24 protein-coding genes are annotated in these 26707 nt (G+C 69.0%); 15 read left to right on the forward strand and 9 right to left on the reverse strand.

The window, feature by feature from the left end; genetic code table 11:
• The first annotated feature begins 39 nt into the window (after positions 1-39).
• The 4 genes from QMG73_RS16485 to QMG73_RS16500 are packed head-to-tail and all read left to right on the forward strand — an operon-like array spanning position 40 to position 4025.
• Positions 40-966 carry an ABC transporter permease gene (locus tag QMG73_RS16485; protein ID WP_281896428.1) on the forward strand — a complete coding sequence of 309 codons (927 nt, stop codon included), beginning with the start codon at positions 40-42 and terminating at the stop codon, positions 964-966.
• On the forward strand, positions 959-1939 hold the full coding sequence (locus QMG73_RS16490; RefSeq protein WP_281896430.1) for an ABC transporter permease: 981 nt from the start codon (positions 959-961) through the stop codon (positions 1937-1939). The genes QMG73_RS16485 and QMG73_RS16490 overlap by 8 nt, the downstream gene beginning before the upstream one ends.
• 9 nt (positions 1940-1948) lie before the next feature.
• Positions 1949-2986 carry an ABC transporter ATP-binding protein gene (locus QMG73_RS16495; protein ID WP_407676808.1) on the forward strand — a complete coding sequence of 346 codons (1038 nt, stop codon included), beginning with the start codon at positions 1949-1951 and terminating at the stop codon, positions 2984-2986.
• Positions 2979-4025 (forward strand): ABC transporter ATP-binding protein, encoded by a 1047-nt coding sequence (locus tag QMG73_RS16500; RefSeq protein ID WP_281896432.1) that lies wholly within the window; start codon positions 2979-2981, stop codon positions 4023-4025. Before QMG73_RS16495 ends, QMG73_RS16500 begins: the two co-directional genes overlap by 8 nt.
• A 377-nt stretch (positions 4026-4402) precedes the next feature.
• Here QMG73_RS16500 and QMG73_RS16505 read toward each other — a convergent pair whose 3' ends face one another.
• Together QMG73_RS16505 and QMG73_RS16510 are read right to left on the reverse strand one after the other, a co-directional pair.
• Positions 4403-4720 carry a chorismate mutase gene (locus QMG73_RS16505; protein WP_281896433.1) on the reverse strand — a complete coding sequence of 106 codons (318 nt, stop codon included), beginning with the start codon at positions 4718-4720 and terminating at the stop codon, positions 4403-4405.
• 504 nt (positions 4721-5224) lie between these two features.
• Positions 5225-7081, reverse strand: a complete 1857-nt coding sequence (locus tag QMG73_RS16510) for a bifunctional metallophosphatase/5'-nucleotidase (RefSeq protein WP_281896436.1) — start codon at positions 7079-7081, stop codon at positions 5225-5227.
• 123 nt (positions 7082-7204) lie between these two features.
• Between QMG73_RS16510 and pcrA the strand changes: the two genes are divergently transcribed.
• Entirely contained in the window at positions 7205-9565 is a 2361-nt protein-coding gene (pcrA, locus tag QMG73_RS16515) for a DNA helicase PcrA (protein ID WP_281896438.1), read from the forward strand.
• Positions 9566-9612: 47 nt separating this feature from the next.
• Here the strand turns inward: pcrA and QMG73_RS16520 are convergent, their stop codons facing one another.
• Together QMG73_RS16520 and QMG73_RS16525 are read right to left on the reverse strand one after the other, a co-directional pair.
• Positions 9613-10383: a M23 family metallopeptidase gene (locus tag QMG73_RS16520; RefSeq protein ID WP_281896440.1), complete on the reverse strand. Its 771-nt coding sequence runs from the start codon at positions 10381-10383 to the stop codon at positions 9613-9615.
• A 265-nt stretch (positions 10384-10648) separates the two neighbouring features.
• A complete protein-coding gene (locus tag QMG73_RS16525; protein ID WP_281896442.1) occupies positions 10649-11362 on the reverse strand; it encodes a M23 family metallopeptidase in 714 nt (237 codons plus the stop codon).
• Positions 11363-11742: 380 nt separating this feature from the next.
• Between QMG73_RS16525 and QMG73_RS16530 the strand changes: the two genes are divergently transcribed.
• The 4 genes from QMG73_RS16530 to sucD all read left to right on the forward strand — a co-directional run bounded on the left by QMG73_RS16530 (position 11743) and on the right by sucD (position 14887).
• A complete protein-coding gene (locus QMG73_RS16530) occupies positions 11743-12147 on the forward strand; it encodes a cobalamin B12-binding domain-containing protein (protein WP_281896445.1) in 405 nt (134 codons plus the stop codon).
• A 216-nt stretch (positions 12148-12363) separates the two neighbouring features.
• A complete protein-coding gene (locus QMG73_RS16535) occupies positions 12364-12582 on the forward strand; it encodes a hypothetical protein (RefSeq protein WP_281896446.1) in 219 nt (72 codons plus the stop codon).
• A 245-nt stretch (positions 12583-12827) separates the two neighbouring features.
• Positions 12828-14006: an ADP-forming succinate--CoA ligase subunit beta gene (gene sucC / locus QMG73_RS16540; RefSeq protein ID WP_281896615.1), complete on the forward strand. Its 1179-nt coding sequence runs from the start codon at positions 12828-12830 to the stop codon at positions 14004-14006.
• 2 nt (positions 14007-14008) lie between these two features.
• On the forward strand, positions 14009-14887 hold the full coding sequence (sucD, locus tag QMG73_RS16545) for a succinate--CoA ligase subunit alpha (RefSeq protein ID WP_281896449.1): 879 nt from the start codon (positions 14009-14011) through the stop codon (positions 14885-14887).
• A gap of 978 nt (positions 14888-15865) precedes the next feature.
• On the opposite strand, the gene QMG73_RS16550 is transcribed toward sucD, so the two are convergent.
• Positions 15866-16105, reverse strand: a complete 240-nt coding sequence (locus tag QMG73_RS16550; protein WP_281896451.1) for a hypothetical protein — start codon at positions 16103-16105, stop codon at positions 15866-15868.
• Positions 16106-16245: 140 nt separating this feature from the next.
• Here QMG73_RS16550 and QMG73_RS16555 point away from each other — a divergent pair, with 140 nt between their 5' ends.
• Positions 16246-17547: a cell division protein PerM gene (locus tag QMG73_RS16555; protein ID WP_407676809.1), complete on the forward strand. Its 1302-nt coding sequence runs from the start codon at positions 16246-16248 to the stop codon at positions 17545-17547.
• A 184-nt stretch (positions 17548-17731) separates the two neighbouring features.
• Here the strand turns inward: QMG73_RS16555 and QMG73_RS16560 are convergent, their stop codons facing one another.
• Both QMG73_RS16560 and QMG73_RS16565 read right to left on the reverse strand, forming a co-directional pair.
• On the reverse strand, positions 17732-17971 hold the full coding sequence (locus QMG73_RS16560) for a hypothetical protein (protein ID WP_281896453.1): 240 nt from the start codon (positions 17969-17971) through the stop codon (positions 17732-17734).
• A 76-nt stretch (positions 17972-18047) separates the two neighbouring features.
• Positions 18048-18686 carry a hypothetical protein gene (locus tag QMG73_RS16565; protein WP_281896454.1) on the reverse strand — a complete coding sequence of 213 codons (639 nt, stop codon included), beginning with the start codon at positions 18684-18686 and terminating at the stop codon, positions 18048-18050.
• A gap of 160 nt (positions 18687-18846) precedes the next feature.
• On the opposite strand from QMG73_RS16565, the gene purN reads away from it, so the two are divergent.
• Both purN and purH read left to right on the forward strand, forming a co-directional pair.
• A complete protein-coding gene (gene purN / locus QMG73_RS16570) occupies positions 18847-19458 on the forward strand; it encodes a phosphoribosylglycinamide formyltransferase (RefSeq protein ID WP_281896456.1) in 612 nt (203 codons plus the stop codon).
• Positions 19455-21002: a bifunctional phosphoribosylaminoimidazolecarboxamide formyltransferase/IMP cyclohydrolase gene (gene purH, locus QMG73_RS16575; RefSeq protein WP_281896459.1), complete on the forward strand. Its 1548-nt coding sequence runs from the start codon at positions 19455-19457 to the stop codon at positions 21000-21002. The genes purN and purH overlap by 4 nt, the downstream gene beginning before the upstream one ends.
• Before the next feature lie 40 nt (positions 21003-21042).
• On the opposite strand, the gene QMG73_RS16580 is transcribed toward purH, so the two are convergent.
• Positions 21043-22662 carry a peptide ABC transporter substrate-binding protein gene (locus QMG73_RS16580; RefSeq protein WP_281896461.1) on the reverse strand — a complete coding sequence of 540 codons (1620 nt, stop codon included), beginning with the start codon at positions 22660-22662 and terminating at the stop codon, positions 21043-21045.
• 47 nt (positions 22663-22709) lie between these two features.
• On the opposite strand from QMG73_RS16580, the gene QMG73_RS16585 reads away from it, so the two are divergent.
• The 3 genes from QMG73_RS16585 (at position 22710) to mdh (ending at position 25851) form a co-directional block, all read left to right on the forward strand.
• On the forward strand, positions 22710-23570 hold the full coding sequence (locus QMG73_RS16585) for a bifunctional methylenetetrahydrofolate dehydrogenase/methenyltetrahydrofolate cyclohydrolase (protein WP_281896463.1): 861 nt from the start codon (positions 22710-22712) through the stop codon (positions 23568-23570).
• A 163-nt stretch (positions 23571-23733) separates the two neighbouring features.
• The gene (locus tag QMG73_RS16590) at positions 23734-24852 is read left to right on the forward strand and encodes a M23 family metallopeptidase (protein WP_281896465.1); all 1119 of its coding nucleotides are present in this window, start codon (positions 23734-23736) and stop codon (positions 24850-24852) included.
• A 48-nt stretch (positions 24853-24900) separates the two neighbouring features.
• Positions 24901-25851 carry a malate dehydrogenase gene (gene mdh, locus QMG73_RS16595; RefSeq protein ID WP_281896468.1) on the forward strand — a complete coding sequence of 317 codons (951 nt, stop codon included), beginning with the start codon at positions 24901-24903 and terminating at the stop codon, positions 25849-25851.
• 57 nt (positions 25852-25908) lie between these two features.
• On the opposite strand, the gene QMG73_RS16600 is transcribed toward mdh, so the two are convergent.
• Positions 25909-26691, reverse strand: coding sequence for an MBL fold metallo-hydrolase (locus QMG73_RS16600; RefSeq protein WP_281896470.1), 783 nt, complete (start codon positions 26689-26691; stop codon positions 25909-25911).
• Positions 26692-26707 lie beyond the last annotated feature (16 nt).

Raw genomic sequence — 26707 nt, forward strand, 5'->3', positions numbered from 1 at the left:
CCGGGCGTCAACCCACGACGCCGCTGTCTGGAGGACCCCATGGGCCGTTACGTGTTGAGACGGCTACTCCAACTGATCCCGGTGTTCTTCGGGACCACGATCCTGATCTACTGGCTGGTCTGGTCGGTCCCGGGCGACCCGTTCGCCGGGAAGTGCGGCGAACGTGCCTGCCCGGACTCATACGTCCAGTTCATGACTGACAAGTACCACTTGGACGATCCCCTCCCGATCCAGTACTTCCATTACATGGCGAACCTGCTCACAGGTGACTTCGGTCAGACCTTCGGCGGGCGCGACATCGGCGGGATCATCGCAGCGGCCTATCCGAACACCATCAAGCTGGCGTTCGTGGCCCTCACCATCGAGGGCGTGATCGGCCTGACCGCCGGCGTGCTGTCCGGCCTGCGCCGCAACGGGTTCCTCGACAACCTGGTGCTGGTCTCCACGCTCTTCCTGCTCGCCATCCCGACCTTCGTCACCGGCTTCGTGCTCCAGTTCCTGCTGGGCGTGCAGTGGAAGATCATCAGTCCTACGGTGTCCGGTGACGCGCCGATCAGCCAGCTGATCGTGCCGGGCTTCGTGCTCGGCAGCATCTCGATGGCGTACGTCGCCCGCCTCACCCGCACCAGCATCGCGGAGAACTCCCGCGCGGACTACGTGCGCACGGCGGTGGCCAAGGGCCTGCCCCGTCGCCGCGTGGTGGGCGTGCACCTGTTGCGCAACTCGCTGATTCCGGTGATCACCTTCCTCGGCACCGACCTCGGCGCCCTCATGGGCGGCGCGATCGTGACGGAAGGGATCTTCGGTATCAACGGGATCGGCCGTGAGGTGTACAGGGCTATCGTTACCAAAGAAGGCGCGACCGTAGTCGGCATCGTGGTCGTCCTGGTGATGGTCTACCTGCTGATGAACCTTGTGGTCGACCTGCTCTACGCCGCTCTCGACCCGAGGATTCGCTATGAGTGACCCCACATCTGGCTCCCTGGTCACGACCTCACCCGGCGAGCAGCCCGGCCTGGTCGCCGAGGCGGCGCCCGCCCCCGGCGCGCCACCCCAGCAGCGCGACAAGCCGCGTGGCCTGCTCGGCGACGCCTGGCACGATCTGCGCCGCAAGCCGATCTTCTGGATCGCCGCCACGTTCATCGTGCTCTTCCTGCTGATGGCGATCGTCCCGCAGCTCTTCACCTCGGTCGACCCAGAACACGACAGCAACCTGAGCCGCAGCCTTGTGGGGCCGGGCTCGACGGGCTGGTTCGGGTACGACCTCCAGGGCCAGGACATCTACGCACGTACCATCTACGGCGCCAGGGCGTCGATCATTGTGGCGGTGGTCGCCACGCTCGGCACGGTGCTGTTCGGCAGCCTGGTCGGCGTGATCGCGGGCTTCTGGGGCGGCTGGCTCGACGCGCTCCTGTCGCGGCTCGCGGACGTGTTCTTCGGCATCCCGTTCGTGCTCGGCGCGATCGTGATCCTCTTCACCTTCAACACGTCAAACTCCGGCCGCAGCACGGTGCGGATCACCACGCTGGTGATCATCGCCTTGGTCACGCTGACGTGGCCGGTGTCCATGCGCATCATGAGATCGTCGGTCCTGGCCACGAAGCAAGCGGATTACATCGTGGCCGCCAGAGCGCTCGGCGCGAGCAACACCCGGATCATCTTCAAGCACCTGATCCCGAACTGCCTCGCGCCCGTGCTGGTCTACGCCACGATCCTGGTCGGCGCGTTCATCGGCGCGGAGGCGACGCTCTCGTTCCTGGGCGTCGGTCTCCAGTCCCCGGTGATCTCGTGGGGCGTGATCATCAACGAGTCCCAGAACTACATCCGGGTCGCGCCGTACTGGTTGCTGTTCCCGGCCGCGTTCCTCGTCACCGCGGTGCTGAGCTTCGTCATGCTCGGCGAGGCGGTACGCGAGGCCCTCGACCCGAAGCTCCGGTAGGAGACCGAGTTGTCCAACGTGTTCGTATCCGAACAGTCCGAAGCGGCGGCCGCGGGGCACCCCAGCGGCCGGCTGCTCGAGGTCGAAGACCTGCGCGTGGAGTTCCGCACCCGGGACGGCGTGGCCAAGGTCATCAACGGCGTCACGTACCACGTCGACGCCGGCGAGACCCTGGCCGTCCTGGGTGAGTCCGGCTCCGGCAAGAGCGTGACCGCCCAGACCATCATGGGCATCCTGGACACCCCGCCCGGCTTCGTCACCGGTGGCGAGATCCGGTTCCACGGCCGCGACATGCTCAAGATGTCGGCCGAGGAGCGGCGTCGCATCCGCGGTGAGGGCATCGCGATGGTGTTCCAGGACGCCCTGTCGGCGCTCAACCCGGTCTTCACGGTCGGGTTCCAGATCGCCGAGCAGTTCCGCGTCCGAAGGGGCATGAGCCGGGGCGACGCGAAGAAGCGCGCCGCCGAGATGCTCGACCAGGTCAAGATCCCGAACGCGAAACAGCGGATCAACGAGTACCCGCACCAGTTCTCGGGCGGCATGCGGCAGCGCGTCATGATCGCGATGTCGCTCGCGCTGGACCCCGAGGTACTGATCGCCGACGAGCCGACCACCGCTCTCGACGTGACGGTGCAGGCGCAGATCATGGACCTGCTCGCCGAACTCCAGCAGGAACGGCAGATGGGGCTCATCCTCATCACGCACGACCTGGGCGTCGTGGCCGACGTCGCCGACCGGATCGCGGTCATGTACGCCGGCCGGATCGTCGAGGAGGCGGACGTCCACGAGCTGTACGCCAAGCCGGCACACCCGTACACGCTCGGTCTGCTCGAATCGATCCCGCGCATCGACGAAAAGGGTCAGCAGCTCCGGACGATCAAGGGGCTCCCGCCCAGCCTGCTGCGTATCCCGTCCGGCTGCCCGTTCCACCCACGGTGCCCCATGGCGCAGCCCGTCTGCGCGGAAAAGGTGCCGCCGCTGCTGCAGCTCGGCCCCACCAGGGCCAGTGCCTGCCACTTCGCTCAGGATCTGGTGAGCCGTGACTGAAAACATTCTCGAGGTCAACGACCTGGTCAAGTACTACCCGGTCACTCGCGGCATCGTGTTCAAGAAGACCATCGGGCACGTACAGGCGGTCGACGGCGTCTCGTTCAACCTGCGCAAGGGCGAGACTCTCGGCGTGGTGGGCGAGTCCGGCTGCGGTAAGTCGACGCTCGCCCGGGTGCTCATGAGCCTGGAGAAGCCCACCCGCGGCAGCGTGAAGTTCAACGGGCAGGAGATCTACGGGCTGGGCGCGTCGGGGATGCGGCGGCTCCGGCGCAACATCCAGCTCGTCATGCAGGACCCGTACACGTCGTTGAACCCGCGCATGACGGTCGGCGACCTGATCGGCGAGCCCTACGAGATCCACCCTGACGTGGCGCCCAAGGCGAGCCGGCGGCAGAAGGTCCAGGAGCTGCTCGAGGTCGTGGGCCTCAACCCGGAGCACATCAACCGGTACCCGCACCAGTTCTCCGGCGGCCAGCGGCAGCGCATCGGCATCGCCCGTGCCCTGGCGCTGCGCCCGGAGATCATCGTCTGTGACGAGCCGGTCAGCGCGCTGGACGTGTCGATCCAGGCCCAGGTCATGAACCTGCTGGAGAAGCTCCAGAACGAGTTCGGCCTGTCGTACATTTTCATCGCACACGACCTGTCGGTGGTGCGCCACCTCTCCGACCGGGTCGCCGTGATGTACCTCGGCAAGATCGTCGAGATCGGCTCGGAAGACGAGATCTACGAGCGGCCGACTCACCCGTACACCCAGGCGCTGCTGTCAGCGGTACCGGTGCCGGACCCGAGCAGCCGTGAAACCAAGGCGATCATCCGGCTCACCGGCGACGTGCCCAGCCCCGCCAACCCACCCTCGGGCTGCCGGTTCCGCACGCGTTGCTGGAAGGCTCAGGAAATCTGCGCCACGGAGGTGCCGGAGCTCACGGTTCGCGAAGGCTCCGACCACCCGAGCGCCTGCCACTTCGCCGAGAAGCGCGAGATCGTGGCGACCCACGAGGCCGGCGAGCTGACCGACCTCCCGACGCGCACCCTGTAACCACGACCGCCGCGGCGCAGACGCGCCGCGGCGGGGTTACGGTCCGGCGCACCCGCACCGCGCGTGCGGGCCCACGCGGTCGCAGCCCACGTACGCCGCAGCGCGCCGCCGCGCCGCACCCCCTGCCCGTCGATCAAGGCCGAACGCACGCGGTTGGATCGCTTTTTGGCGTGCGTCCGCCCCCGGCCGGCCCGGGGGCGGCGTGTCGCCACGCCCTGTGCGCCGATCAAGGGCAAATGCCCGTGGTTGGATCGCTTTTCCGCGTGCATTCGTCCTTGATCGTGGGGAATGCCCTTGATCGGCGAGCGCGATCCGCCGTGCGCGTCGCGGTCGGCGCTCGACCCCAACCCCTGCCTTTGCGCTTCGCGCGGGCGGGCTCAGAGGGGGCCGCGGCCGGCGCGCAGGATGAGCAGCGCGAGCTGGGTGCCGTCCGCCCCCAGGGCAGCGCGGAAGCGGTCCAGGATCTCCCGCTCCCGGGAAAGCACCAGCCGGGTACCCCCGGAGGCCAGCCGCGTCGCGCCGACCTGCTGGGAGAGCGCGGCGCGCTCCTGCCAGAGCTGGATGAGCGCATTGTCGATCTCGTCGATGCGCTGCCGCATCGCGGTGATGCGGTCGGACGCGTCCTGGGCTTCGGTGCCGGTATCGGCGCTGGCCGCCGCGCCGCCGGGTTGCTGCTCTGCCACGTCGGTGGCCATCGGGTGCTCCCTGGGTCTCGATCCCGGTGTCCTGGCGTCCGGAAGCGCGAAAGCCCCGGACTCCAGGAGCCCGGGGCTTTGGTAGGTCTGTGTGATCAGGCGCGACCTACGGCTGCCGGACTCCCGGTGCCGTAAAAGTAGAACCGCGCGTGGTGGATCACGGCGCAAGTATGCCGGCGCGTCAGGCCCAGCCGCAACCCCATCCCACGATCAGGACAAATCACCGCACGGCCCGTTCGGCGCGGCACCGCCCATCCCGCCCGACGGCGCCCATCCAGCCCGCGCCGCCGATCAAGGCCCTTCTCGTCGATCAAGGCCGAATACACGCGAAAAAGGATCAAACCACGTGCATACGCCCTTGATCGGCGGAAAAGGCCATGATCGGCGGGCAAGGCCCGCATGCTGAGCCTGGCCGGCGGGCAAGGGCGGCGGCGAGGTGTCGCAATGGTCAGGGCGTCCCTCAAGTCGTTAGCGCGACATGAGGGACGCCCTGATCACGGAGCGTTAGATCCGGGTGATGCGGTTTTGGGGGCCGGGGCCGATCGGGGCCGCCGGGCCGCCCAGGTACGCCACCAGGGCGTCCACGTCGAAGCCTGGCGCCGTGGCCCGGTCGGTGCCGGCGGTCAGCCTGGTGAACCCGTCACCGCCGTTGGCGAGGAAGTCGTTCGTCGTCACCCGGTAGGTGGCCGCCGGATCGACCGGTACCCCGTTGAGCGTGATGTTGCTGACCTTCGAGCCTGCCGCCGCCGTCGCAGAGTACGTGTACGCGAAGCCCGCCGACACCTGCAGGATGCGCTGGGTGGTCTGCCCGCCGAAGCCGACGAACTGCTGCTCCAGTACCTCCTTGAGCTGGGCGCCGGTGAGCGTCTGGGTCACCACCAGGTTGTTGAACGGCTGCACGGTGAAGCATTCGCCGTACGTCACCTGGCCGGCCGCCTCGCCGCCGGGCGAGTTGCCGAACGTCAGCGGTGCCCGGATGCCACCGGGGTTCATCAGGGCCAGTTGTGCTCCCGCCGCCGATGTCGTGTACGCGAGCTGCGCGTCGGCGATGACGTCACCGAGCGAGCTCTCGCCGGCCGCGTTGGCCGTCGTGGTGAGGTCGGCGCTGATCGAGCCGACGACGCGGTTCGCGATCGGGGCGACCGCCGTGCGGTACTTGTCGGCGATGACCTTGGCGCCCGCGTCGACCAGCGCCGGGTTCCGGACGAACGCGCCGGAGGCGTCGGTCTGCCACGAGCCGTCGGCGTTCCGGATGCCGTTTTCGACGATCACGTTGCGCGCCGAGATCTCGGCGAACTTCCCGCTGCGCTTGTCGAGCGTGAAGTCGATGTCGGTCACGAGGACGCCGTTGGAGCCGGCGCTGGTGACCACGGTGGGCGCGCCCGACTTGTTGGGCAGCTGGCACGAGTAGAACCGGTGCGTGTGCCCGGAGACCACGATGCCGAACTCCGGCCGCAGCCCCGCCACGATGTTGGTGATCGGGCCGGCGAAGTTGTTGCAGCCGTCGACGGGCAGTACCGGCGGGGGTGCCGCCTGCGCGCCGCCCTCGTGGATCAGCAGCACCATCGACTTGACGCCGGCGAGCCGGAGCAGCGACGCCCACTTGTTGGCGGTCTCGACCTCGTCGCGGAACTCGACGGTGCTGATGCCCGCCGGGTTGACGATCGACGGGGTGCCCTTCAGCGTCATGCCGACGAAGCCGACAGGTACACCGTCAACGATCTTGATGTCGACGGGCAGCAAGATCGGCAGACCGGTCTTCTTGTTGACCACGTTGGCCGCCAGGTATTTGAACTTGGCGCCCTTGAACCCGTCGCCGTCCTGGCAGCCGTCGGTCGGGTGGCAGCCGCCGCGCTGGAGCCGCGCGAGCTCGGTCGTACCCTCGTCGAACTCGTGGTTGCCGACCGAGCTGATCTGCAGGCCGGCGTTGCTCAGCAGCTCGATCGACGGCTCGTCGTGGAACGCGGCGCTGACCAGCGGCGTGGCGCCCACGAGGTCACCGGCTCCGACGGTGATCGAGGTGCGCTTCTCCGCCTTGGCCTCGGCGCGAAGCTTCTTGATCCAGGTGGTCAGGTATTCGACTCCGCCGGCCGGGTTGCCGTTGACGAGCCCGCCGCTGCCTGTGGGCGGGTCGACGGCGCCGTGGAAGTCGTTGAAGCCCAAGAGGTTGCCCTTGGCGGCACCGCCTTTGAGGTCATGGCCGTACGACACCGAGACGGGTGTCATCGGCGTCCACTCGGACGCCTTGGCGGGCGAATCTCCGCCGCGATTGAAGGGAACAGTGGCGACAACGGCCAGCGCGAGCGCGGGCACCGCGAGGTGACGCAGCACCGCCCAGCCGCGTGAGCGCGCACGGGTCATGTGTCTCTCCTAGTATGCGCAGGACAACATGGGTCATCGTTCTCGTTGGAAATAGATCACGCCAGACCCACCGGGTGACGAATTGGTAGCCGTGTCGGTGGGCGGGCATAGACTCGCTCTGCGATGCAGACACTCTTTGACACCCCAACCGCGGAGCCCGCCGATTCCAAGGCGCGGCGCAGCCGCAGGCCCGATCCGGAAAAGCTGTTGGAGGGCCTCAACGGTCCCCAGCGCGAGGCGGTTGTGCACGCCGGTTCCCCGCTGCTGATCGTGGCTGGTGCGGGCTCCGGCAAGACCCGCGTGCTCACCAACCGCATCGCCTACCTGCTCGGCGCGCGCGATGTGCACCCGGGCCAGATCATCGCGATCACCTTTACCAACAAGGCCGCCGGTGAGATGAAGGAGCGGGTGGCCGCGCTGGTGGGCGGTCGGGCGCGGTTGATGTGGGTGTCCACGTTCCACTCGGCGTGCGTGCGGATCCTGCGGGCCGAGCACGAGCACGCCGGGCTCAAGTCCAGCTTCTCCATCTACGACGCTGACGACTCGCGGCGCCTGATGCAGATGGTGGCGCGCGAGCTCGATCTTGACCCGAAGCGGTATCCGGCGCGCGGGCTCGCCGCACAGGTGTCGAACCTGAAAAACGAGCTGATCGACCCGGAGGAGTTCGCCGGTCGCGCGAAGGGGCCCAACGAGCGGGCGCTCGCCGAGGCATACACGCTCTATCAGCGGCGGCTCGGCGAGGCGCACGCGCTCGACTTCGACGATCTCATCATGACCACCGTGCACCTGTTCCAAGGGCACCCGCACGTCGCCGAGACATATCGGCGGCGGTTCCGGCACGTGCTTGTCGACGAGTACCAGGACACCAACCACGCGCAGTACGTGCTCATCAAGGAGCTGGTGGGCGGCACGCCGGAGCTCGAGCCGGGTGAGCTGTGCGTGGTTGGCGACGCTGACCAGTCCATCTACGCGTTCCGTGGCGCCACGATCCGCAACATCCTCGAGTTCGAGCGCGACTTCCCCAACGCCCGCACGATCCTGCTGGAGCAGAATTACCGCTCCACGCAAACAATCCTCAACGCCGCCAACGCGGTCATCGACCGCAACACCTCGCGCAAGCCCAAGCGGCTGTGGAGCGAGGAGGGGTTGGGGGAGCAGATCGTCGGATACGTCGCCGACACCGAGCACGCCGAGGCCGACTGGGTGGCCCGCGAGATCGACCGGCTGTGCGACGCAAACGAAGCTCGCCCCGGCGACGTGGCGGTGTTCTACCGCACCAACGCGCAGTCCCGCGTCTTCGAAGAGGTGTTCATCCGGGTCGGCCTGCCCTACAAGGTCGTCGGCGGGGTCCGGTTCTACGAGCGCAAGGAGGTGCGCGACGCCCTGGCCTACCTGCGGGCCGTGATCAACGACGACGACACGGTGAGCATCCGGCGCATCCTCAACACGCCGCGTCGCGGCATCGGAGATCGGGCCGAGGCGTGCGTCGAGGCGCTGTCCACTCGCGACCGCATCTCATTCGGCGCGGCGCTACGCCGCGCCGGCGAAGCGCCGGGCATCTCGTCGCGCGCGGCCAACGGCATCGCCGACTTCGTCGCGCTGATGGATGCGGTACGCGAACTCGCCGCGACCGCTCCTCCCGAAGAGGTACTGGAGGCGGTGCTCCAGCGTTCGGGTTACCTGGCGGAGCTGGAGGAGAGCCTCGACCCCCAAGACGCCGGCCGTGTCGAAAACCTGCAAGAGCTGGTGAGCGTGGCCCGCGAATACACCGAGCGGATCGAGTCGCAAGACGAGACCGCCACGCTGGTCGGGTTCCTGGAGCAGGTGGCGCTGGTGGCCGACGCCGACCAGGTGCCCACCGACGATCCCAACCACCAGGGCGTGGTCACCCTGATGACCCTGCACACCGCCAAGGGCCTGGAGTTCCCGGTGGTGTTCCTGACCGGGCTCGAAGACGGCGTGTTCCCGCACCTGCGCTCGCTCGGCGACAACCGCGAGCTGGAAGAGGAGCGGCGCCTGGCCTACGTGGGCATCACGCGGGCTCGTCAGCGGCTCTACCTGTCCCGCGCGATGACCCGGTCGGCGTGGGGGCAGCCGCAGTACAACCCGGTGTCCCGGTTCGTCGACGAGTTGCCGGTGGAGCTGGTGCGCTGGGAGCGCACCGAGTCGGCGTATACGTCGTGGTCAGGCACCGGCGGCGGGATCGGCAGTGGCCGTTCGGAGCGGCAGCAGTTCACGGGCGGCACGGCCAAGGCGGCCCGGATCGCCGAGCGGCTTGGCATCGACGGCAGCAAGCTGGCCACAGCGGGCGATCTGCCACAGGTGCCGAGCGTCGCGGCCGGCGACAGGATCAACCACCAGCGCTACGGGCTGGGCCGGGTGCTGGAGGTCGAGGGATACGGCGCGCGCACCCAGGCGAAGGTCGACTTTGGCGACCAGGTGATGTGGATCGTGCTCCGGCATGCGCCGATCGAAAAGCTCTGACCCGTCGCTCCTCCCCACCGGTGCGTGGGGAGGAGCGATCGGGGGGTTCAGCAGGAGACCGCGATGCCGCGCGCCTTCAGCCACGGCGCCGGGTTGATCTGGTTCCACAGGGCGCCTTGGTGTACCTCGAAGTGCAGGTGCGGGCCCGTCGAGTCACCGGTCGAGCCTTCGTACCCGATGACCTGGCCGACCGCGACCTTCTGGCCGACCTTGACCGCCACCCTGGACTGGTGCGCGTAGTGGGTCAGGTACCCGTTGCCGTGGTCGATGACCACCGAGATCCCGTACCCGCTGTACGCCCAGCCGGCGGCGACGACGGTGCCGGCGCCGACCGCGTGGATCGGGGTACCGGCGTCGGCCGCCAGGTCGACGCCCGCGTGGAGCACCCCCCAGCGTTGGCCGAAGCACGATGTGGTCGCCGCACCCGGCATCGGGCTGACCCAGGCGGGGGTGACCTTCTTGGGGGCAGCGGTGGTGGTCTTGGGCGCCGCGGGGGTGGTCGGGGCGGCCTTCGGCGCGGCCGTGGTGGGCGCCGGCTGGGCGGGGGTGGCCGGTGTGGTCTGAGTGGCTGCCCGCTCCGCGCGGTCGGCCCGCTGCGCGGCTTCGGTGCGGGCCTGCTGGTCCGCGGCGACAGCGGCCGTCACCGGTGCCTCCGTGGGGCCGCCGGCGACCGCTGCGGAAATGCCGGCCAGGCCGGCGCCGACCGCGAGCACGGTCGCCGGTACGGCGAGGCGGGCCCGACCGGCGAGGCGGCCACGGACCCGGTGCCGGGCGACGTCTGCGCGCGCCCGGATATGGGGGAACTTGCTTTCCTGCACGAGGGGGGACCTCCGTGGTTGTGCGACACGGACCCGGAAATGTTGGTGTGCCGCTTCGTAACCACGGGTAAGGGGGAACCCAGAGGTGTGCGGACACACCCAGGGCCCAGTCCGCTTTTATGCCGGTTTAGTCTAGTAACGGTGCGTAGTCGAATGTGGTCTAGGCCACTTTTGTGACTGTGACGGGGGAAACTTTGTGACGCCTCTGAGGTGCAAAAACCGCCCATGCCACGAGGCATGGGCGGTTACGGGACGCTACAGGGAGTTATTGAGCCGTCACGCCGGCAAAAATTGAGTCGACTTGCAGCTTGATGTCCGCTTGGCGATCGCGGAACCACGGGATCGGGTCGCGGGGCTCGCCGTTGACATGCACCTCGAGATGCAGGTGGCTTCCGTACGAGTGACCGGTGTTACCCACTAGGCCGAGCGTGTCGCCGGCCTTCACCTGCTGCCCGGCTTTGACGAGAACCTTCTGGGAGTGGCCGTAGATGGTCTCGACGCCGTTGCCGTGGTCGACGATGACGGCGTAGCCGTAGCCGCCGTAGTACTGGGCCAGCTTCACCGTGCCGTCGGCTACCGCCTTGTAGGGCGTGCCCTCGGGTGCGGCCAGGTCGACGCCGGCGTGCAGCTGACCCCAGCGCATGCCGTACGGCGAGGTGAACTGGTAGTCCTGCAGAGGCAGCAGCCAGACGTCGGCGGCTTCTTGGCCGGCGGTCGTGGCGGAGCGATCGTCACGCGACGCGCGGTCGGCGTCTGCGGCGCGGTCTGCGAGATCCTGCGAGGCTGCCGCGCGGTCGAGATCGGCGAGCGCGCTCGGGTCGACCGTCTTGGCGTCTGGAAGGGCCGCGGCACCTAGTGCGACGAAACCCGCTCCGACGAACGCGGTGGTGACGACCGCGGCATAACGGCTGCGCGGAGGTGTGGGTACGCGGCGACGACCGCGATATCGGTCCGGCTCAGACGACAGGCGCTGACGCACGCACACCCTCCGTTGTCGGTCTTAGGCGGCCGATGCAGCGTCTAAATGGGGGGTGAACGCTGTCTGGCCGCGTCGCCATCCGGCGGGGACCGGGATGACAACCGTGGGCCACGGTAACTAAACCCTGGGCGTGTCACAAGCCGGACGGCCAAATTGGCTACAGAACGGCGCACCGTCCGTTGTGGAATGCCGGATTTCGTAACCATTTGTGGGGGGCATCGTTAGTAGCTTTCCGTTATATCAACGACTACAGATGGTCATGTGACACACCCGACAGTCCTAAATGCTTGCCACAGTTTCTGGGTCCGATGTTTCTGGGTGTGGCGGGCGAGTTACCGTTCGTTCAGGCGTAGTGTCGGCGGCGCGGAAGGTGTGTGCTCATGAGCTCTCGGATACGAGTGGTCGTCGCGAAGCCTGGCCTCGACGGGCACGACCGGGGCGCCAAGGTGGTAGCGCGTGCGCTGCGCGACGCCGGCATGGAGGTCATCTACACCGGACTCCACCAGACGCCCGAGCAGATCGTGGAGACCGCCATCCAGGAGGACGCCGACGCGGTCGGCCTCTCCGTACTCTCCGGTGCGCACATGACGCTCTTCAGGCGCGTGCTTGACCTGCTGGGAGAGCGTGGCGCCGGCGACATCGTGGTGTTTGGCGGCGGCATTATTCCGGACGCCGACATTCCAGAACTGAGTCAGATGGGCGTGGCGAAGATATTTACCCCGGGCGCTACGACGCAGGCCATCGTGGAATGGGTACGGGCGAACGTAACTCAACCCGTTGGTTAGCATCACTCACGGTTGCGAAAAGGGGAGAGGCCGGACGCACCCCTCACACGTCCGGCCTCTCTATGCACGATGCCCCGCCGCCACCCCTCGACCGACAGGGCATCGGCCGCTTTTGCTGTCTGCTGTATCGCTCAGACATCTGACTCAACGATGCCCTTCACCGGGGGTTACGCGGCCGGCGGAAAAAGATTCCCTGGTGTCGTGCGCTCTGCTCCCGTGACGGCCCCACCCCAGACCAGCAGCCTGGTCCTCGCCCTCGTGATCGGCTGCCTACCCGCCGTCGGCAGCGGCGAGGTGCTCGCGGGTCTCGCCATCATCGGCTGCGCTCTCTGGATCAAGACGCGGCCCACCCGCGGACAAGCGATCTGGTTGCCGTCGGAGGCGATCGCGCCGGTCGTCGTCTGGGTCCGCCGCAGGCCGGCCATGCCCTTATGAAACAGGCCCTAGGCGTCAGCGACGGTCTTGAAGCCGCGGAGGGTGAGGCCGCGGGAGCTACGGTCTGTGCCGCGACGGACGTCGCGGTAGCTCGATATCTCTTGGAATTGATCGTCTGGCGCCAGCGGCACTGTGCATTAGCGCACACCGCGCACCCGCTCCGTTGCCGGCGGTACTTTGGTCGCTAGGCTGCCGGCAATCAACCTATTTTCTCACCCTAGGTGCCGTCCTTCTGGGAGCTGAAGTTGGATCTGTACGAGTACCAGGGGCGTGAGCTGTTCGAGCGGCATGGCCTGCCCGTGTTGTCCGGCGGCGTCGCCACGACCCCGGAGGAGGCCCGCGCGATCGCCGAGCGGCTTGGCGGACGGGTGGTCGTCAAGGCTCAGGTGAAGGTCGGGGGACGCGGCAAGGCGGGCGGCGTCAAGCTCGCCGAGAATGCCGAGGAGGCGGTGGCTCACGCCACCAACATCCTGGGCATGGACATCAAGGGCCACACGGTCCACAAGGTGATGCTCACCGTGACCGCCGACATCGCCGAGGAGTACTACTTCTCGTACCTGCTGGACCGAGCGAACCGCACGTTCCTGTGCATCGCGAGCGTCGCGGGCGGCATGGAGATCGAGCAGGTCGCCGAGGAGGCGCCGGACAAGGTCGCCAAGATCGCGATCGACGCGAACGAGGGTGTCGACGACGCGAAGGCCCGCGAGATCGTGGCAGCGGCCGGCTTCCCCGCCGACGTCGCCGACCAGGTGGCCGCGATCGCGGTCAAGCTGTGGCAGGCGTTCATCGCCGAAGACGCCACGCTCGTCGAGGTGAACCCGCTGGCCCGTACGCCGGAAGGCCGGGTCCTCTGCCTCGACGCCAAGGTGACGCTCGACGCCAACGCCGACTTCCGCCACCCCGACCACGAGGCACTGGTCGACCAGGCAGCCGTCGACCCGCTGGAGCAGCGCGCCAAGGAAAAGGACCTCAACTACGTCAAGCTCGACGGCGAGGTCGGCATCATCGGCAACGGCGCGGGTCTGGTCATGTCCACGCTCGACGTGGTCGCGTACGCCGGCGAGGAGTTCGGCGGCGTCAAACCGGCCAACTTCCTCGACATCGGCGGCGGCGCCAGCGCGGCCGTGATGGCCAACGGGCTGGAGATCGTGCTCTCCGACCCGGCTGTCAGGAGCGTCTTCGTCAACGTCTTCGGCGGCATCACCGCGTGCGACGAGGTCGCCAACGGGATCGTGCAGGCGTTGAGCCTGCTCGAGCAGCGCGGTGAGCAGGTCTCCAAGCCGCTCGTGGTGCGGCTCGACGGCAACAACGCCGAGGTCGGGCGTGCCATTCTCGACAGCGCGGCCAACCCACTCGTACAGCGGGTGGACACAATGGATGGAGCGGCCAAGCGCGCCGCCGAGCTCGCGGCCGTGGGGGTCTGATCATGGCAATCTGGCTGACCAAGGACTCGAAGGTCATCGTGCAAGGGATGACCGGTTCCGAGGGCTCCAAGCACACCCGGCGGATGCTCGCCGCCGGCACCCACGTGGTGGGCGGCGTCAACCCGCGCAAGGCGGGCCAGACGGTCGACTTCGACGGTACGGCGCTGCCGGTCTTCGGCGGCGTGGCCGACGCGATGCGCGAGACCGGCGCGGACGTCACCGTGATCTTCGTGCCGCCGGCGTTCTCCAAGGCCGCGGTGGTGGAGGCGGTCGACGCCGAGATCCCGCTGGCCGTGGTCATCACGGAGGGCATCCCGGTGCACGACACGGCGGCCTTCTGGGCCTATGACAAGGCAAAGGGCAACAAGACCCGCATCATCGGGCCAAACTGTCCGGGCATCGCGTCGCCGGGCGCCTCGAACGCCGGCATCATCCCGGCCGACATCACCGGCGCGGGCCGGATCGGCCTGGTCAGCAAGAGCGGCACGCTGACCTACCAGATGATGTACGAACTGCGGGACATCGGATTCTCCACCTGCGTCGGCATCGGCGGCGACCCGGTCATCGGCACGACGCACATCGACGCGCTGGCCGCGTTCCAGGACGATCCGGAGACCGACGCGATCGTCATGATCGGCGAGATCGGTGGCGACGCTGAGGAGCGGGCCGCCGACTTCATCAAGGCCAACGTGACCAAGCCGGTGGTCGGCTACATCGCCGGCTTCACCGCCCCGCCCGGCAAGACCATGGGCCACGCTGGTGCGATCATCTCCGGCTCATCCGGTACGGCCGACGCGAAGAAGGTCGCGCTGGAGGCTGCTGGCGTCAAGGTCGGCAAGACGCCGTCCGAGACCGCCCGGCTGATGCGCTCCCTGTTCTAGTACCGCTTCTAGTACCGCCCGAGGGGCGCTCGCACTCCGCGCGTCGCTCGTTGCGCGCCGCGCGTTTGCCGTCGATCAAGGGCAAACGCACGTGGTTCGATCTCCGATCCGCGTGCGTTTGCCCTTGATCCGTGCAAGGGCCCTTGATCGAGGTCCTGGCGACGCGCGGTGATTGCGGCGCGAAGTGTGGTCGGCCCTTCAAGGACTCCGACACCCGCCGCACGGCGGGTCCTGGGTGTCGGCGCCGGCGGGTGGCGGGTGTGCATCGGCGGGATCGCGCGTTTTCCCCGAGCTTGCGGCATCAGACGCGGCGTGAGGCCGCGTTTTCCCTGAACTTGCGGTATCCGAGGCGGCGTGAGGCCGCGATTTCCCCGAACCTGCGGTATCGGAGCGCCGAGGCCAAGCACCGCGCACGCCGCGTGGCCCCAGCCGGCGCGGCTCCCGCCAGCGTGGTCAGGCCAGCGTGGTCCGGGCGCGGCATGGGCTGGCCTGGCGCGGTCTGGACCAGCGCGGCCCGTCCGGCCCGCTGCAGCCCGGCGCGGTGCGGCCCCCGCGGCGGCGCGGAAGGCGCATAGAGGCGCGACGCAGCCGCGTCGATCAAGGAGATCTCCATCGATCAAGGGCGAATGCATGCGAAAAGAGATCCAACCACGTGCATTCGTCCTTGATCGGCGGAAGCGGCGTGGCGACACGCCGTGCTGGGCTGGCCTGGGGGCGGACGTGCGCGGAGAAGAGATACAACCACGTGCGTTCGCCCTTGATCGGCGCGTCGGGCGTGGCGACACGCCGTCACCCGGCGGGCGGCGCCGCCGGGAGAGAGGACGGGCGGGGGCTGGTTTGCCCTCTTTCACCCGCCTGCGGGTGGCTCGAAGGGCCAGGGCTCTTGATCGGCGCGGAAGAGCGACGGCGCGGAGCGTATCGACGCCAGAGAGTAGCGACGAGCGGTGCGGCGACGAGTGGGGAAGGCGTGCGAGCGGGCTAGTTGCGGGAGGCCCAGAAGATGCCGTTGCCGACCAGGCTCAGGACGCTCAGGGCGATCGCCACCCAGCCCAGTACCGGCGATTTGCCGACCCGCTTGGCGTCGCGGATCGACAGGGCGCCGAAGATGACGCCGATCACGGGACAGCAGATCAGGCCGATGACGATGCCGAGTACGCCCCAGAGTGTGGTCCGGTCGTTCGAGGGTGCGGCCGCCGGCGGTGGGTACGGTGCGCTCACATTGGCCTCCGCATTTGTAGGTCCTTGGGCAGAGGCTAGCGAGAATCGCCCTGAAATGTCCGCATATCGGGCAACGAACACCATGATCGACGGTGGTGTCGCCATCTCCCTGGCCGGCTGGCGTGCCAAAGTAGGGGCTGATGCCAGCGACCACCCCTGACCAGCCCGACCCGGGCGCCCCGGACACCAGGGAGACGGTGCGCATCACCGTGCGAGACCCGATGGCCAATCGGGAGACTGTACGCCTGCCTCAGCAGCGGACCGGCGGCGCGCGCGGTGGCAAGCCGCGCCGGGCGCCCCTGGTGGTTGCCGCTGCGGCCGCCACGGTCTGGGCCGCCGTCGTCTCGTACCTGCCGGTCGCCGTCGTCATGGGGCTGGCCCAGCTCACCGAGGGCGCTGCCTCGATCGGCGGCGCGGCGCGGCTCGGCCTCGCCGGTTGGCTTCTCGGCCACGGCGTACCGCTCGACACCGCCGCCGGCACCCTCGGGCTCGCGCCACTCGCCTTGGCGGTGCTCGCCGCGTGGCGGGTCGCGCGCGCTGGGGTACACGTCACGCGCGCGATCGGAGCCCGGCATCGCGGCTCACCGGCGCAGGCACTCGCCGTCGCGGGCACGATCGGCATCGGGTACGGGGTGCTCGGCGCGATCGCCGCTCTCATCCTGGACGGCGGTGGGCTGTCCGCGTCGCCGGCCCGGGCCGGGTTCACGTTTGCGCTGTTCGGTGCCCTGGCGGCGCTGGTCGGCGCGCTCCGGGCCAGCGGGGCGCTCCGGGTCGTGGTCCGGCGGCTCTCACCGGTCCTGCGCGACGCTATCCGCACGGGTGTGGTGGCCGCGGTCTTGGTGCTCGCGGCGGGCGCTGGCATCGCGGGGCTGTCCGTGGCGCTCGGCGGCGGCAGCGCGAGCGACATGATTGGCGCGTACCGAACCGGGGTGGCCGGTCAGACCGGCATCACGCTGATCAGCATCGCGTACGCCCCGAACGCCGCCGTCTGGGCAGCCGCGTACCTGCTCGGACCCGGATTCGCGGTCGGCACCGACACCGCCGTCCGCACCACCGAGGTGTCGGTCGGCGCGCTCCCGGCGGTACCAATCTTCGCCGGCCTGCCAGAAGGGCCGATCGGTGGCTACGGGGCCGCGATGCTGGCCGTACCGGTCGTGGCCGGCATGGTCGCCGGATGGCTGCTCACTCGCCGCAAGCTGCGGGCGGACCGCCCGGCTCAAGCGGCTCGCTGGCCCGTCGTACTCGGTGCGGCGGCGCTGGCTGGTCCGGTGGCCGGCCTGCTGCTCGGCGCGGCGGCTGTGGTCTCTGGTGGACCGCTGGGCGACGGGAGGCTGGCACAGATCGGCCCGGTCGCCTGGCACGTGGCGGCGGTGGCTGCCTTGGTGGTCGCGGTGGGCACGCTGATCGGAGCGGCCGCCACCCGCATCTTCGCCCACCCGTAGCGAAGCCGGCCCGTAGCGAAGCCGGCCCGTAGGGAAGCCGGCCCGTCACGAAGCCGGCCCGTCACGAAGCCGGCCCGCCCACGAAGCCGGCCCGCCCACGAAGCTGGCCTGCTCACGAAACGGGGAAACAATCGAGGCGCCCTCCCGCGATGGGGTGGGCGCCTCGGCCGTGGAGAAGCTGGACTCAGCTTCGCGCGCTGACCTGAACAATGATGCCGACGATGATGGAAAGCGCCGCGACGACGAAACCGATGATCGCGAGCGTCTGCGGCTTTCCTGCCTTCTTGGCGGCGTTCAGGGAAAGCGCCGAGAAGATGATGCCCACGATGGGGCAGCACAGGGCGAAGACGATGCCCAGTACGCCGAAGAGCGTGGTCTTGTCGTTGGCCGGCTGCGCGGCAGACGGCGGATAAGGCGTGGTCAAGTTTCTGTTCCTCCCCTATTTGTTCATTGTGGCTTGACGATGCTCGCGTTTGATCAGTGCCTCGTCAAGACCGTGGTCAGAAGTTGTAACCGACGTTGGCTACCAGGCCGACGATGAACGAGAGCAGGCCCAGTCCTGTGCCAACGAGGCCGCAGATGAATCCGGCCTTCGCCTGACCCAGATTGCTGGCCTGACCCTGCTCGGCCTTCTGCTTGCCGAGATAACCCATCACGGCGGCCGCGATGCCCAGCGGGAGGCCGAACAGGCCGCAGCAGAGGCCCATCGGAATCGACACGATGCCCACGATCATGGCGATCAGGCCGAGCGTGTTGTTCTGTCCCTGCGGCCCAGGTGCCTGGTATCCGCCGCCGGCGTAGTTCGGCGCGGTCGGGTACTGCCCGTAGGGCTGTCCGGAGGTCGGCTGGCCATAGGGCTGGCCGGAGGTGGGCTGGCCGTAGGGCTGGCCCGAGGTCGGCTGACCGTACGGCTGGCCGGAGGTGGGCTGCTGACCGTACGGGTCGGGTTGCTGCTGCGGTGCGGCGTAGGGATCCTGGTACTGCGGTTGGCCATACGGCTGCTGCCCATACTGTGGCGGCTGCGGCGGCTGCCCATACTGCGGGGGCTGCTGCTGCGGCTGCCCGTACTGCGGCGGCTGCGCCGTCGGGTCGTTCGGCTGTTGGCCGTACGGGTCCTGGCCGGGATAGCCGGGCTGCATTTGGTGCTCCTCGTCGTCAATGGGCTGTGTCGCTGGCGCTCGCTCCGCTCGCGCGGGTCCTGGAGTCTCCGAGGTGCCGTGCGCTCCTCAGCCCCAGAACCAGGCGTTCGGCAGCGTACCTGGTCATCGCCACTGTCGGGGGTGCCGGTAGGGTGCTGACGTGCGCGAACCGGCTCGTCTTGTGGTCCTTGTATCCGGCTCGGGCAGCAATTTGCAGGCCCTGCTCGATGCGTGCGCCGATCCCGGATACGGCGCCCGTGTGGTCGCTGTCGGCGCCGATCGGGACGGCATCGCTGGTCTCGACCGTGCTGCCGCCTCGGGAGTGCCCACGTTCGTCGACGTCGTCAAGGCGCATCCGACCCGCGACGACTGGGATCGGGTGCTGACCGAGCACGTGGCCGGCTACGAGCCCGATCTGGTGATTTCGGCCGGCTTCCTGAAGCTCGTCGGTGAGCGGTTCCTGGCGGCTTTCGGCGACCGGTACATCAACACCCATAACTCGCTGCTGCCCGCGTTCCCGGGAATGCACGGCCCGCGCGATGCCCTCGCCTACGGCGTCAAGGTCGCCGGGGCGACGCTGTTCTTTGTGGACGCTGGCGTCGACACCGGGCCGATCATCGCTCAGGTCGCGGTGCCGGTGCTCGGTGACGACACCGAGGAGACGTTGACCGAGCGCATCAAGGAAGCGGAGCGGCGCCAGCTTGTCGACGCGGTCGGCCGCCTGGTCCGCGAGGGCTGGACCATCAACGAACGAAAGGTCACCATCCCGTGAGTGAGCAAGGTCGCCGTCCGATCCGGCGGGCTCTGGTCAGCGTGTACGACAAGACCGGCATCGCCGACCTGGCACGGGCGCTGCACGGCGCCGGCGTACAGATCGTTTCTACCGGCTCGACCGCGGCGGCCATCGAGGCGGCCGGTGCCCCGGTGACCCGGGTCGAGGAGCTGACCGGTTTTCCCGAGTGCCTGGACGGCCGCGTCAAGACGCTGCACCCCAAGGTGCATGCCGGGCTCCTCGCCGACCTGCGCCTCCCCGCGCACGCCGCTCAGCTGGAGCAGTTGGGTGTCGAGCCCTTCGACCTGCTCGTCTCCAACCTGTACCCGTTCCAGGAGACGATCGAGTCGGGCGCGAGCGTCGACGAGTGTGTCGAGCAGATCGACATCGGCGGGCCGGCCATGGTGCGGGCGGCCGCCAAGAACTTCCCCTCGGTAGCCGTGGTGACCTCGCCCTCGGCGTACCCGGACATCGTGGCGGCCCTCGACGGCGGTCTCACCCTCGCGCAGCGCCGCGCGCTCGCGGCTCGGGCCTTCGCGATGATCGCCGAGTACGACCTGGCGGTCGCGCAGTGGTGCGCGTCGACCCTCAACCCCGACGAGGACGGTTGGCCGGCCTTCGCGGGGCTCGCGCTGCGCCGGGCGAGCGTGCTGCGGTACGGGGAGAACCCGCACCAGGAGGCGGCACTGTACGTCAATCCGGACGCGCCGCCCGGGCTCGCGCAGGCCGAGCAGCTGCACGGCAAGGAGATGTCGTACAACAACTACGTCGACGCCGAAGCGGCCTGGCGATCGGCCAACGACCACAGTGCACCGTGTGTCGCGATCATCAAGCACGCCAACCCGTGCGGCATCGCGGTCGGCGTCGACGTGGCCGAGGCGCACCGCAAGGCGCACGCCTGTGACCCGGTATCGGCGTACGGCGGCGTGATCGCCGTCAACCGGCCGGTCAGCGTGGCGATGGCCGAGCAGGTCGCGGAGATCTTCACCGAGGTCGTGGTGGCACCGTCCTATGAGGAGGGTGCGCTGGAGGTACTGTCCGGCAAGAAGAACGTGCGGCTGCTCGTCGCTCCTGAGTGGAACCCGCTGCCCGCGGAGTGGCGCCAGGTCGGCGGCGGCGTACTGGTGCAGATGATCGACCGCGTCGACGCCTCCGGTGACGACCCAGCCACCTGGCAGCTCGTGTCGGGTGAGCCGGGCGACCTGGACGATCTGACCTTCGCGTGGCGCACCGTGCGATCGGTGAAGAGCAACGCGATCCTGCTGGCGTCCGGCGGCGCCACCGTGGGCGTCGGCATGGGCCAGGTGAACCGGGTCGACTCGGCCCGGCTGGCGGTGTCGCGGGCTGGCGACCGGGCCTCCGGATCGGTGGCCGCGTCCGACGCGTTCTTCCCGTTCGCCGACGGGCTCCAGGTGCTGATCGACGCGGGCGTGCACGCGGTCGTGCAGCCGGGCGGCTCGGTGCGCGACGACGAGGTCATCGCTGCGGCCAAGGCGGCCGGCATCACGATGTACCTGACCGGAACCCGCCACTTCTTCCACTAGGAACCCTGGGAGCCGGGCGCGCGGGCGCCCGGCTCCTCTCTCAGGCCGTGGATTCGAGCGCCAGCACGTCAACCCGGCCGAACGCGTCGAGTTGCACCCCGCGCACCCCCGCCGACCAGCCGTAATGGATCTCGCCGAACCGCAGCGGGATCACCGGCATGTCCTGCGCGAGCACGTCCTCCGCCTCCTGGTACTTCTTGATCATGTCGGGCTCGCTGGTTGCCTGCGTGGCCTCGTTGACCAGGGCGTCGAAGCGCGAGTTGCTGTACCCGGAGTAGTTCGACGAGCCGGTCGTCGAGTACAGCGGACCGAGGTAACTCTCCATCGACGGGTAGTCCATCGGCCACCCCATCCGGAACAGGCCCACCGGCTGGCGCCGAGCCACCTTGTCCAGCAGGTCGACGAAGCGCGGCACGGCTGTGGGCGCACACTCGACGCCCAGGTTCGTGCGGAGCTGGGCGCAGGTGGCTTCGACCCAGGAGCCGTGGCCGCCGTCTTCGTTGTACGTGATCTGGAGCTTCGCCGGGCCGCCCGCCTCGGTATACAGGCTCTTGGCCGCCGCGGCGTCGAACTGGCAGGCCAGCCCACAGCTGTCCTCCCGATACCCGGCCACGACCGGCGGGACGAAGGCACGCGCCGGTTGCCCGTCCGGGAAGATCGCGTTCCGGTCGAGGGCCTTGGAGATCGCCGCGCGGACGTCCGGATTGGCGAACTCCTGCTGGTACATCGGGAACGCGAGAAACTGCAGTGTCGAGTCGACCTGGTGGCCGTACCGGTCGCCAAGATCTTTGGAAGCGCTCGCCACCTTTTCGGCGGGCACCGTGCGCAGCACGTCGAGATCGCCCCCGATCAGGTCACCGTACGCGGCGCTGAGCTGGTCGTAGGGCTGGAACCGCACGGCTGGCACCTTCGGCTTCTCGGCCGGATACGCCTCGTACCGCTCCAGGTCGATCGCCGCGCCGCGCCGCCACGCGCCCTTGAGCTTGAACGGTCCCTGCCCCACCACGGTGTCCTCGAACCCGGGGCTGAGCACGCCGGGCGACTGCCATGCGGCCTGCGGCAGCGGGTAGAAGGCGGTGTCGCCGAGCATCGCCGGGAACTCGGTGAACGGTGCGGCAAGCGTCACCCGGAAGGTGCGGTCGTCGACCTTCTTGAGGCCGGAGAGCGTCTGCGACTTCGGCTCGGCCGCTGGCTCCGGCCCGCCGCCGTCAGGGTCGGCTGGCTGGGTGTCCGCGTACCCGGTGATCCGCGCGAAGAAGTAGCTGTTGGCCTGGTTGTTGGGTGCGTACGCCGCGTAGTTCCAGGCGTTGAGGTAACTGTCGGCGGTCACCGGCTCGCCATTGTGGAACGTGTACCCGTCCTTGAGCGTGATCGTCCAGACCTTGTGATCGGTCGACTTGATCGACTCGGCGGCGAGCGGCTGCGCCCGATGGTCCCCGTCGTACCCGACCAGCGGCGTGAACAGCGCGGCAAGCACCTGGGAGCCATCGGTGTCGTTGGTGTTCGACGGCAGGAGGTGGCGCGGCTCGGTGATCCCGATCCGTACCGTGCCGGGCGCCGCCTCGCTGGCGGCGTCACCCCCGAACGGATCGCAGCCGGTCAGTGTCGCCGTCACGGCGAGCGGGAGCGTGATCCCAGCGATGAGCCCGCGTGCGTGCATCAGTCCCTCGGCTTTCGTCGTCGGCTCACTATGAGACCATTTGCGGCGTGACGGCCACAGTCCTGGACGGTAAAGCAACAGCGGCGGCGATCCGCGAAGACCTGCGGGCGAGGGTCAAGGCTCTCGCCAATCGTGGTCGCGTTCCGGGGCTGGGCACCGTGCTGGTGGGCGACGACCCGGGCTCCCGGGCCTACGTCGACGGCAAGCACCGCGACTGCGCCGAGGTGGGCATCGCCTCGATCCGCCGCGACCTGCCCGCCGACGCCACGCAGCAGCAGGTCGACGAGGTCGTCGCCGAGCTCAACGCCGACCCCGCCTGCCACGGCTACATCGTGCAGCTTCCGCTGCCGTCGCAGATCGACACCCAGCGCGTGCTGGAAGCCGTCGACCCCGACAAGGACGCCGACGGCCTGCACCCGGTCAATCTGGGGCGGCTGGTGCTCGGATACGACGGGCCGCTGCCGTGCACACCGCGCGGCATCGTCGAGCTGCTGCGCCGATACGACGTGCCGCTGCGCGGCGCCAACGTGACCGTGATCGGGCGCGGCACCACCGTGGGACGGCCGCTCGGGCTGCTGCTGACCCGCCGCAGCGAAAACGCGACCGTGACCCTGTGCCACACCGGCACGCGCGACCTGGCCGCACACACCCGAAGCGCCGACATCGTGGTGGCCGCAGCGGGCGTCCCGGGCGTCCTGACCGCCGACATGATCCGCCCCGGTGCCGTCATCATCGACGTGGGCATCACCCGGGTCGTCGGCGAAGACGGCAAGGGCGTATACACCGGCGACGTCGCCCCCGACGTGGCCGAGGTGGCAGCCGCCCTGGCCCCCGTGCCCGGCGGCATCGGCCCCATGACAAGGGCCATGCTCCTGACCAACGTCGTAGAGCGCGCCGAACGCCTTTAGAGCTTTTGGGCTACCGCGACGCTCGTCGCGCTCCATACCGCTGCTCCCGCGGCCTCACCCTCCGCGTCCCCAAGCCCCCACCGATCAAGGGCGTATGCACGCGGAAAGGTCTGACCGGCGTGGTGGCGTGACCGATTGGCGCCATTTGTTCATGATCGAGGGCATGCGAATCGCCGCCGCGGCTCTCGCACTCGGCCTGGTTGCCGCGCCCACGACGCCGCTCGCGGCACCACCTGACCCTGCCGCGTCGGCACCCGATCTTGCCGCCGCCGTCCGCGCCCGCGTGCCGGGTGGGGAGGTCACGATCGCGCGCAGCAACGTCGAGTGGGGGTTTGGTACCGCCGTCCGCATGGTGGCTGGCGAGGAGTACCCGGACGGGTGGCTCTTTGTCGCGCACCGCGAGCAAGGGCGCTGGCGGGTGGCTTTGGAAGGCGAGCCGCAGTTTGCCACGTTGAGCGGGGACGCGACGATCCTCAGTGGAGACGAACGCCGCACCCTCGGAGACAGGACCGAGGGTACCGACCGTCGCACCGGCATGCGGCTGCCGTTCGCGATCGGTCAGACGTGGCGGTACACGGGTGGTCCGCACCCGATGAGTGGCGGCGCCCGCAGCTCGATCGACCTGGCTGGCGGCGACGGCAGGGTGCTCGCGGCGCGCGGCGGTCTCGCGTACACGATGTGCAGGTCTGGCAAGGGTTGGGTGCGCGTGGTGCACGATCGGGGCCTCGCCACCGATTACTACCACCTCGAAGGCAACATTCGGCCGAACGGGACCAGGGTCGCCGAGGGCGCGTTCCTGGGCAACATCGGCAACGACGTCTCGTGTGGCGGGCGTTCGAGCGGCAAGCATGTGCACTTCTCGTTGCGGCGCGACGGGCAGTATGTCGAGATCGACCGGCACGCGTTCGGCAAGTGGGTGATCATCGATACCGGACGGGCGTACAGCGGGGCCGCCCGGCACGGTTCGGAGCAGGTCGCCGTGGGTGGCAGCCTGCGCAACTACGGGGCGCTCGGCCTCACGCAGGGCATCGTCGACACCGATGGCGGCAGTACGCTCAACCGCCGCGCCGGCCCGGGCATCGCGTACGCCGTGGCGGGCACCGTGGCCGACGGCGACACCGTCACGATCGCTTGCTCGGCGCGCGGCACCACGCACACCGGTCGCGACGGATACACCAGTGACCTGTGGAACAAGCTCACCGACGGCAGTTGGGTCAGCGATGTCTACGTGTGGACCGGCACAGGTGACCCGGTCAACGGTTTCTGTACCAAACACGGCTGATACGGTCCGGAAAAAGAACCCCGACCGGTTTCAGAGAGTGAGACGACCATGGGCAAGAAGGTCACCGTCGTCGGCGCCGGCTTCTACGGCTCGACGACCGCGCAGCGCCTGGCCGAGTACGACGTCTTCGACACGGTCGTGCTCACGGACATCGTGGACGGCAAGCCGGAGGGCCTGGCGCTGGACATGAACCAGTCCCGGCCGATCGAGGGCTTCGAGACCAAGGTCGTCGGCCAGACCACCGGCCCCAACGGCGAGGGCTACGAGGCGATCGAGGGCTCGGACATCGTCGTCATCACCGCTGGCCTGCCCCGCAAGCCGGGCATGAGCCGCATGGACCTCCTCGGCGTCAACGCCAAGATCGTCCGGCAGGTGGCGGAGAACGTCGCCAAGTACGCGCCGAACGCCGTCGTCATCGTCGTCTCGAACCCGCTCGACGAGATGACCGCGCTCGCCCAGATCGCCACCCAGTTCCCGAAGCAGCGGGTCCTCGGCCAGGCCGGCATGCTCGACACCGCCCGGTTCAGCCACTTCGTGGCCGAGACGCTGGCGGTACCGGTGGCCTCGGTACGCACGCTGACCCTGGGCTCGCACGGCGACACGATGGTGCCGGTGCCCTCGCAGTGCACGGTCGACGGCAAGCCGCTGTCGGAGCTGCTGCCCGCCGAGAAGATCGAGGAGCTCGTCGTCCGCACCCGTAACGGCGGCGCCGAGGTGGTTGGGCTGCTGAAGACCGGATCGGCGTACTACGCCCCGTCCGCCGCCGCGGCTCGCATGGCGCGCGCGGTCGCCGAGGACTCCGGCGCGGTGCTGCCGGTCTGCGCGTGGGTCGACGGCGAGTACGGCATCTCGGGCGTCTACCTGGGCGTCGAGGCGGCCATCGGTGCCGAGGGCGTCAACCGGGTCGTCGAGACCGACCTGACCGAGTCCGAGCTGGCCGCTCTCAAGGAGGCCGCCGAGGCCGTCCGCAGCAAGCAGGCCGACGTAGCCAACCTCTGACACTCCCATGATCAGGGCGTCCCTGAAGTCGCTAGAACGACTTGAGGGACGCCCTGATCACGAGATGGGGGTAAAGGGTTCCGGGAGGTGGGCGCTCGCCAGCACGACGCCGGGGGCGATCAGGTTCGCGCGCGACTCGCGCGCCGCACCCGGGTCCATCTCGAAGGTGTACGCCAAGTCGGGTGCCACGATCTGGACGGCGTGCACCAAAAGATCACCGGTGATGAGGGTCGGCTTGTCCGCGTACTCGATCAAAACGGCCTGGTGGCCCGGCGTGTGGCCGGGTGTGTGGACGGCCGTGACGCCGGGTCGGATCTTCGTTTCTCCCTCGACGAGCCGTAACTGGCCGGCGTCGGCCAGCGGGGCGAGGAGCCGTTCGCGCAGCGCCGGGTTCAGCTCGTCGACCGCGTCGGCGTCGGCACGCTGCAGCAGGTACTCGGCGTTGGGGAAGTAGGGCGTGTCGACGACCGCCCAGCCGCAATGATCGGTGTGCAGGTGCGTGAGGACGACGGTGCGCACATCGGCGGGGTCGATGCCGGCGGCGGCCAGCTCGTCGGGGAGGCGTCCGGGTACCGGCGCCCAGTTCGCCGCTGGTGAGTTGGCCGGGCCGATGCCGGTGTCGACGAGGATCACATCGTCGTCGCGGCGGATCGCGAAGCACCGGAAGCGCAGCAGCCACTCCCCGTCCGGCGTGACCGCACCCGGATAGCGCTCGTCGGCGAGCCGCCAGTGCTCGTCGGTCGCCTGCGGAAACGCCTTTTTCCGGGGCAAAAAGAACGGGCCTTCGCCGTCGCTGAGCGCGATGACTGTGACGTCGCCGAGGGTGTGAGTGAGCGGCATGCAGAGGAGTCTAGGC

Origin of the sequence: Phytohabitans aurantiacus, assembly GCF_027923225.1 — a bacterium.
GTDB classification, from domain to species: Bacteria; Actinomycetota; Actinomycetes; order Mycobacteriales; family Micromonosporaceae; genus Phytohabitans; species Phytohabitans aurantiacus.

Bases quoted from the DNA above. Each gene is read 5' to 3' on its own strand.
- QMG73_RS16485 (WP_281896428.1), top strand. From the start codon at position 40: ATGGGCCGTTACGTGTTGAGACGGCTACTCCAACTGATCCCGGTGTTC.
- QMG73_RS16490 (WP_281896430.1), top strand. From the start codon at position 959: ATGAGTGACCCCACATCTGGCTCCCTGGTCACGACCTCACCCGGCGAG.
- QMG73_RS16505 (WP_281896433.1), bottom strand. From the start codon at position 4,720: ATGGCCACCGACGTGGCAGAGCAGCAACCCGGCGGCGCGGCGGCCAGC.
- QMG73_RS16510 (WP_281896436.1), bottom strand. From the start codon at position 7,081: ATGACCCGTGCGCGCTCACGCGGCTGGGCGGTGCTGCGTCACCTCGCG.
- pcrA (WP_281896438.1), top strand. From the start codon at position 7,205: ATGCAGACACTCTTTGACACCCCAACCGCGGAGCCCGCCGATTCCAAG.
- QMG73_RS16530 (WP_281896445.1), top strand. From the start codon at position 11,743: ATGAGCTCTCGGATACGAGTGGTCGTCGCGAAGCCTGGCCTCGACGGG.
- sucD (WP_281896449.1), top strand. From the start codon at position 14,009: ATGGCAATCTGGCTGACCAAGGACTCGAAGGTCATCGTGCAAGGGATG.
- QMG73_RS16555 (WP_407676809.1), top strand. From the start codon at position 16,246: ATGCCAGCGACCACCCCTGACCAGCCCGACCCGGGCGCCCCGGACACC.
- QMG73_RS16565 (WP_281896454.1), bottom strand. From the start codon at position 18,686: ATGCAGCCCGGCTATCCCGGCCAGGACCCGTACGGCCAACAGCCGAAC.
- QMG73_RS16580 (WP_281896461.1), bottom strand. From the start codon at position 22,662: ATGCACGCACGCGGGCTCATCGCTGGGATCACGCTCCCGCTCGCCGTG.
- QMG73_RS16590 (WP_281896465.1), top strand. From the start codon at position 23,734: ATGCGAATCGCCGCCGCGGCTCTCGCACTCGGCCTGGTTGCCGCGCCC.
- mdh (WP_281896468.1), top strand. From the start codon at position 24,901: ATGGGCAAGAAGGTCACCGTCGTCGGCGCCGGCTTCTACGGCTCGACG.
- QMG73_RS16600 (WP_281896470.1), bottom strand. From the start codon at position 26,691: ATGCCGCTCACTCACACCCTCGGCGACGTCACAGTCATCGCGCTCAGC.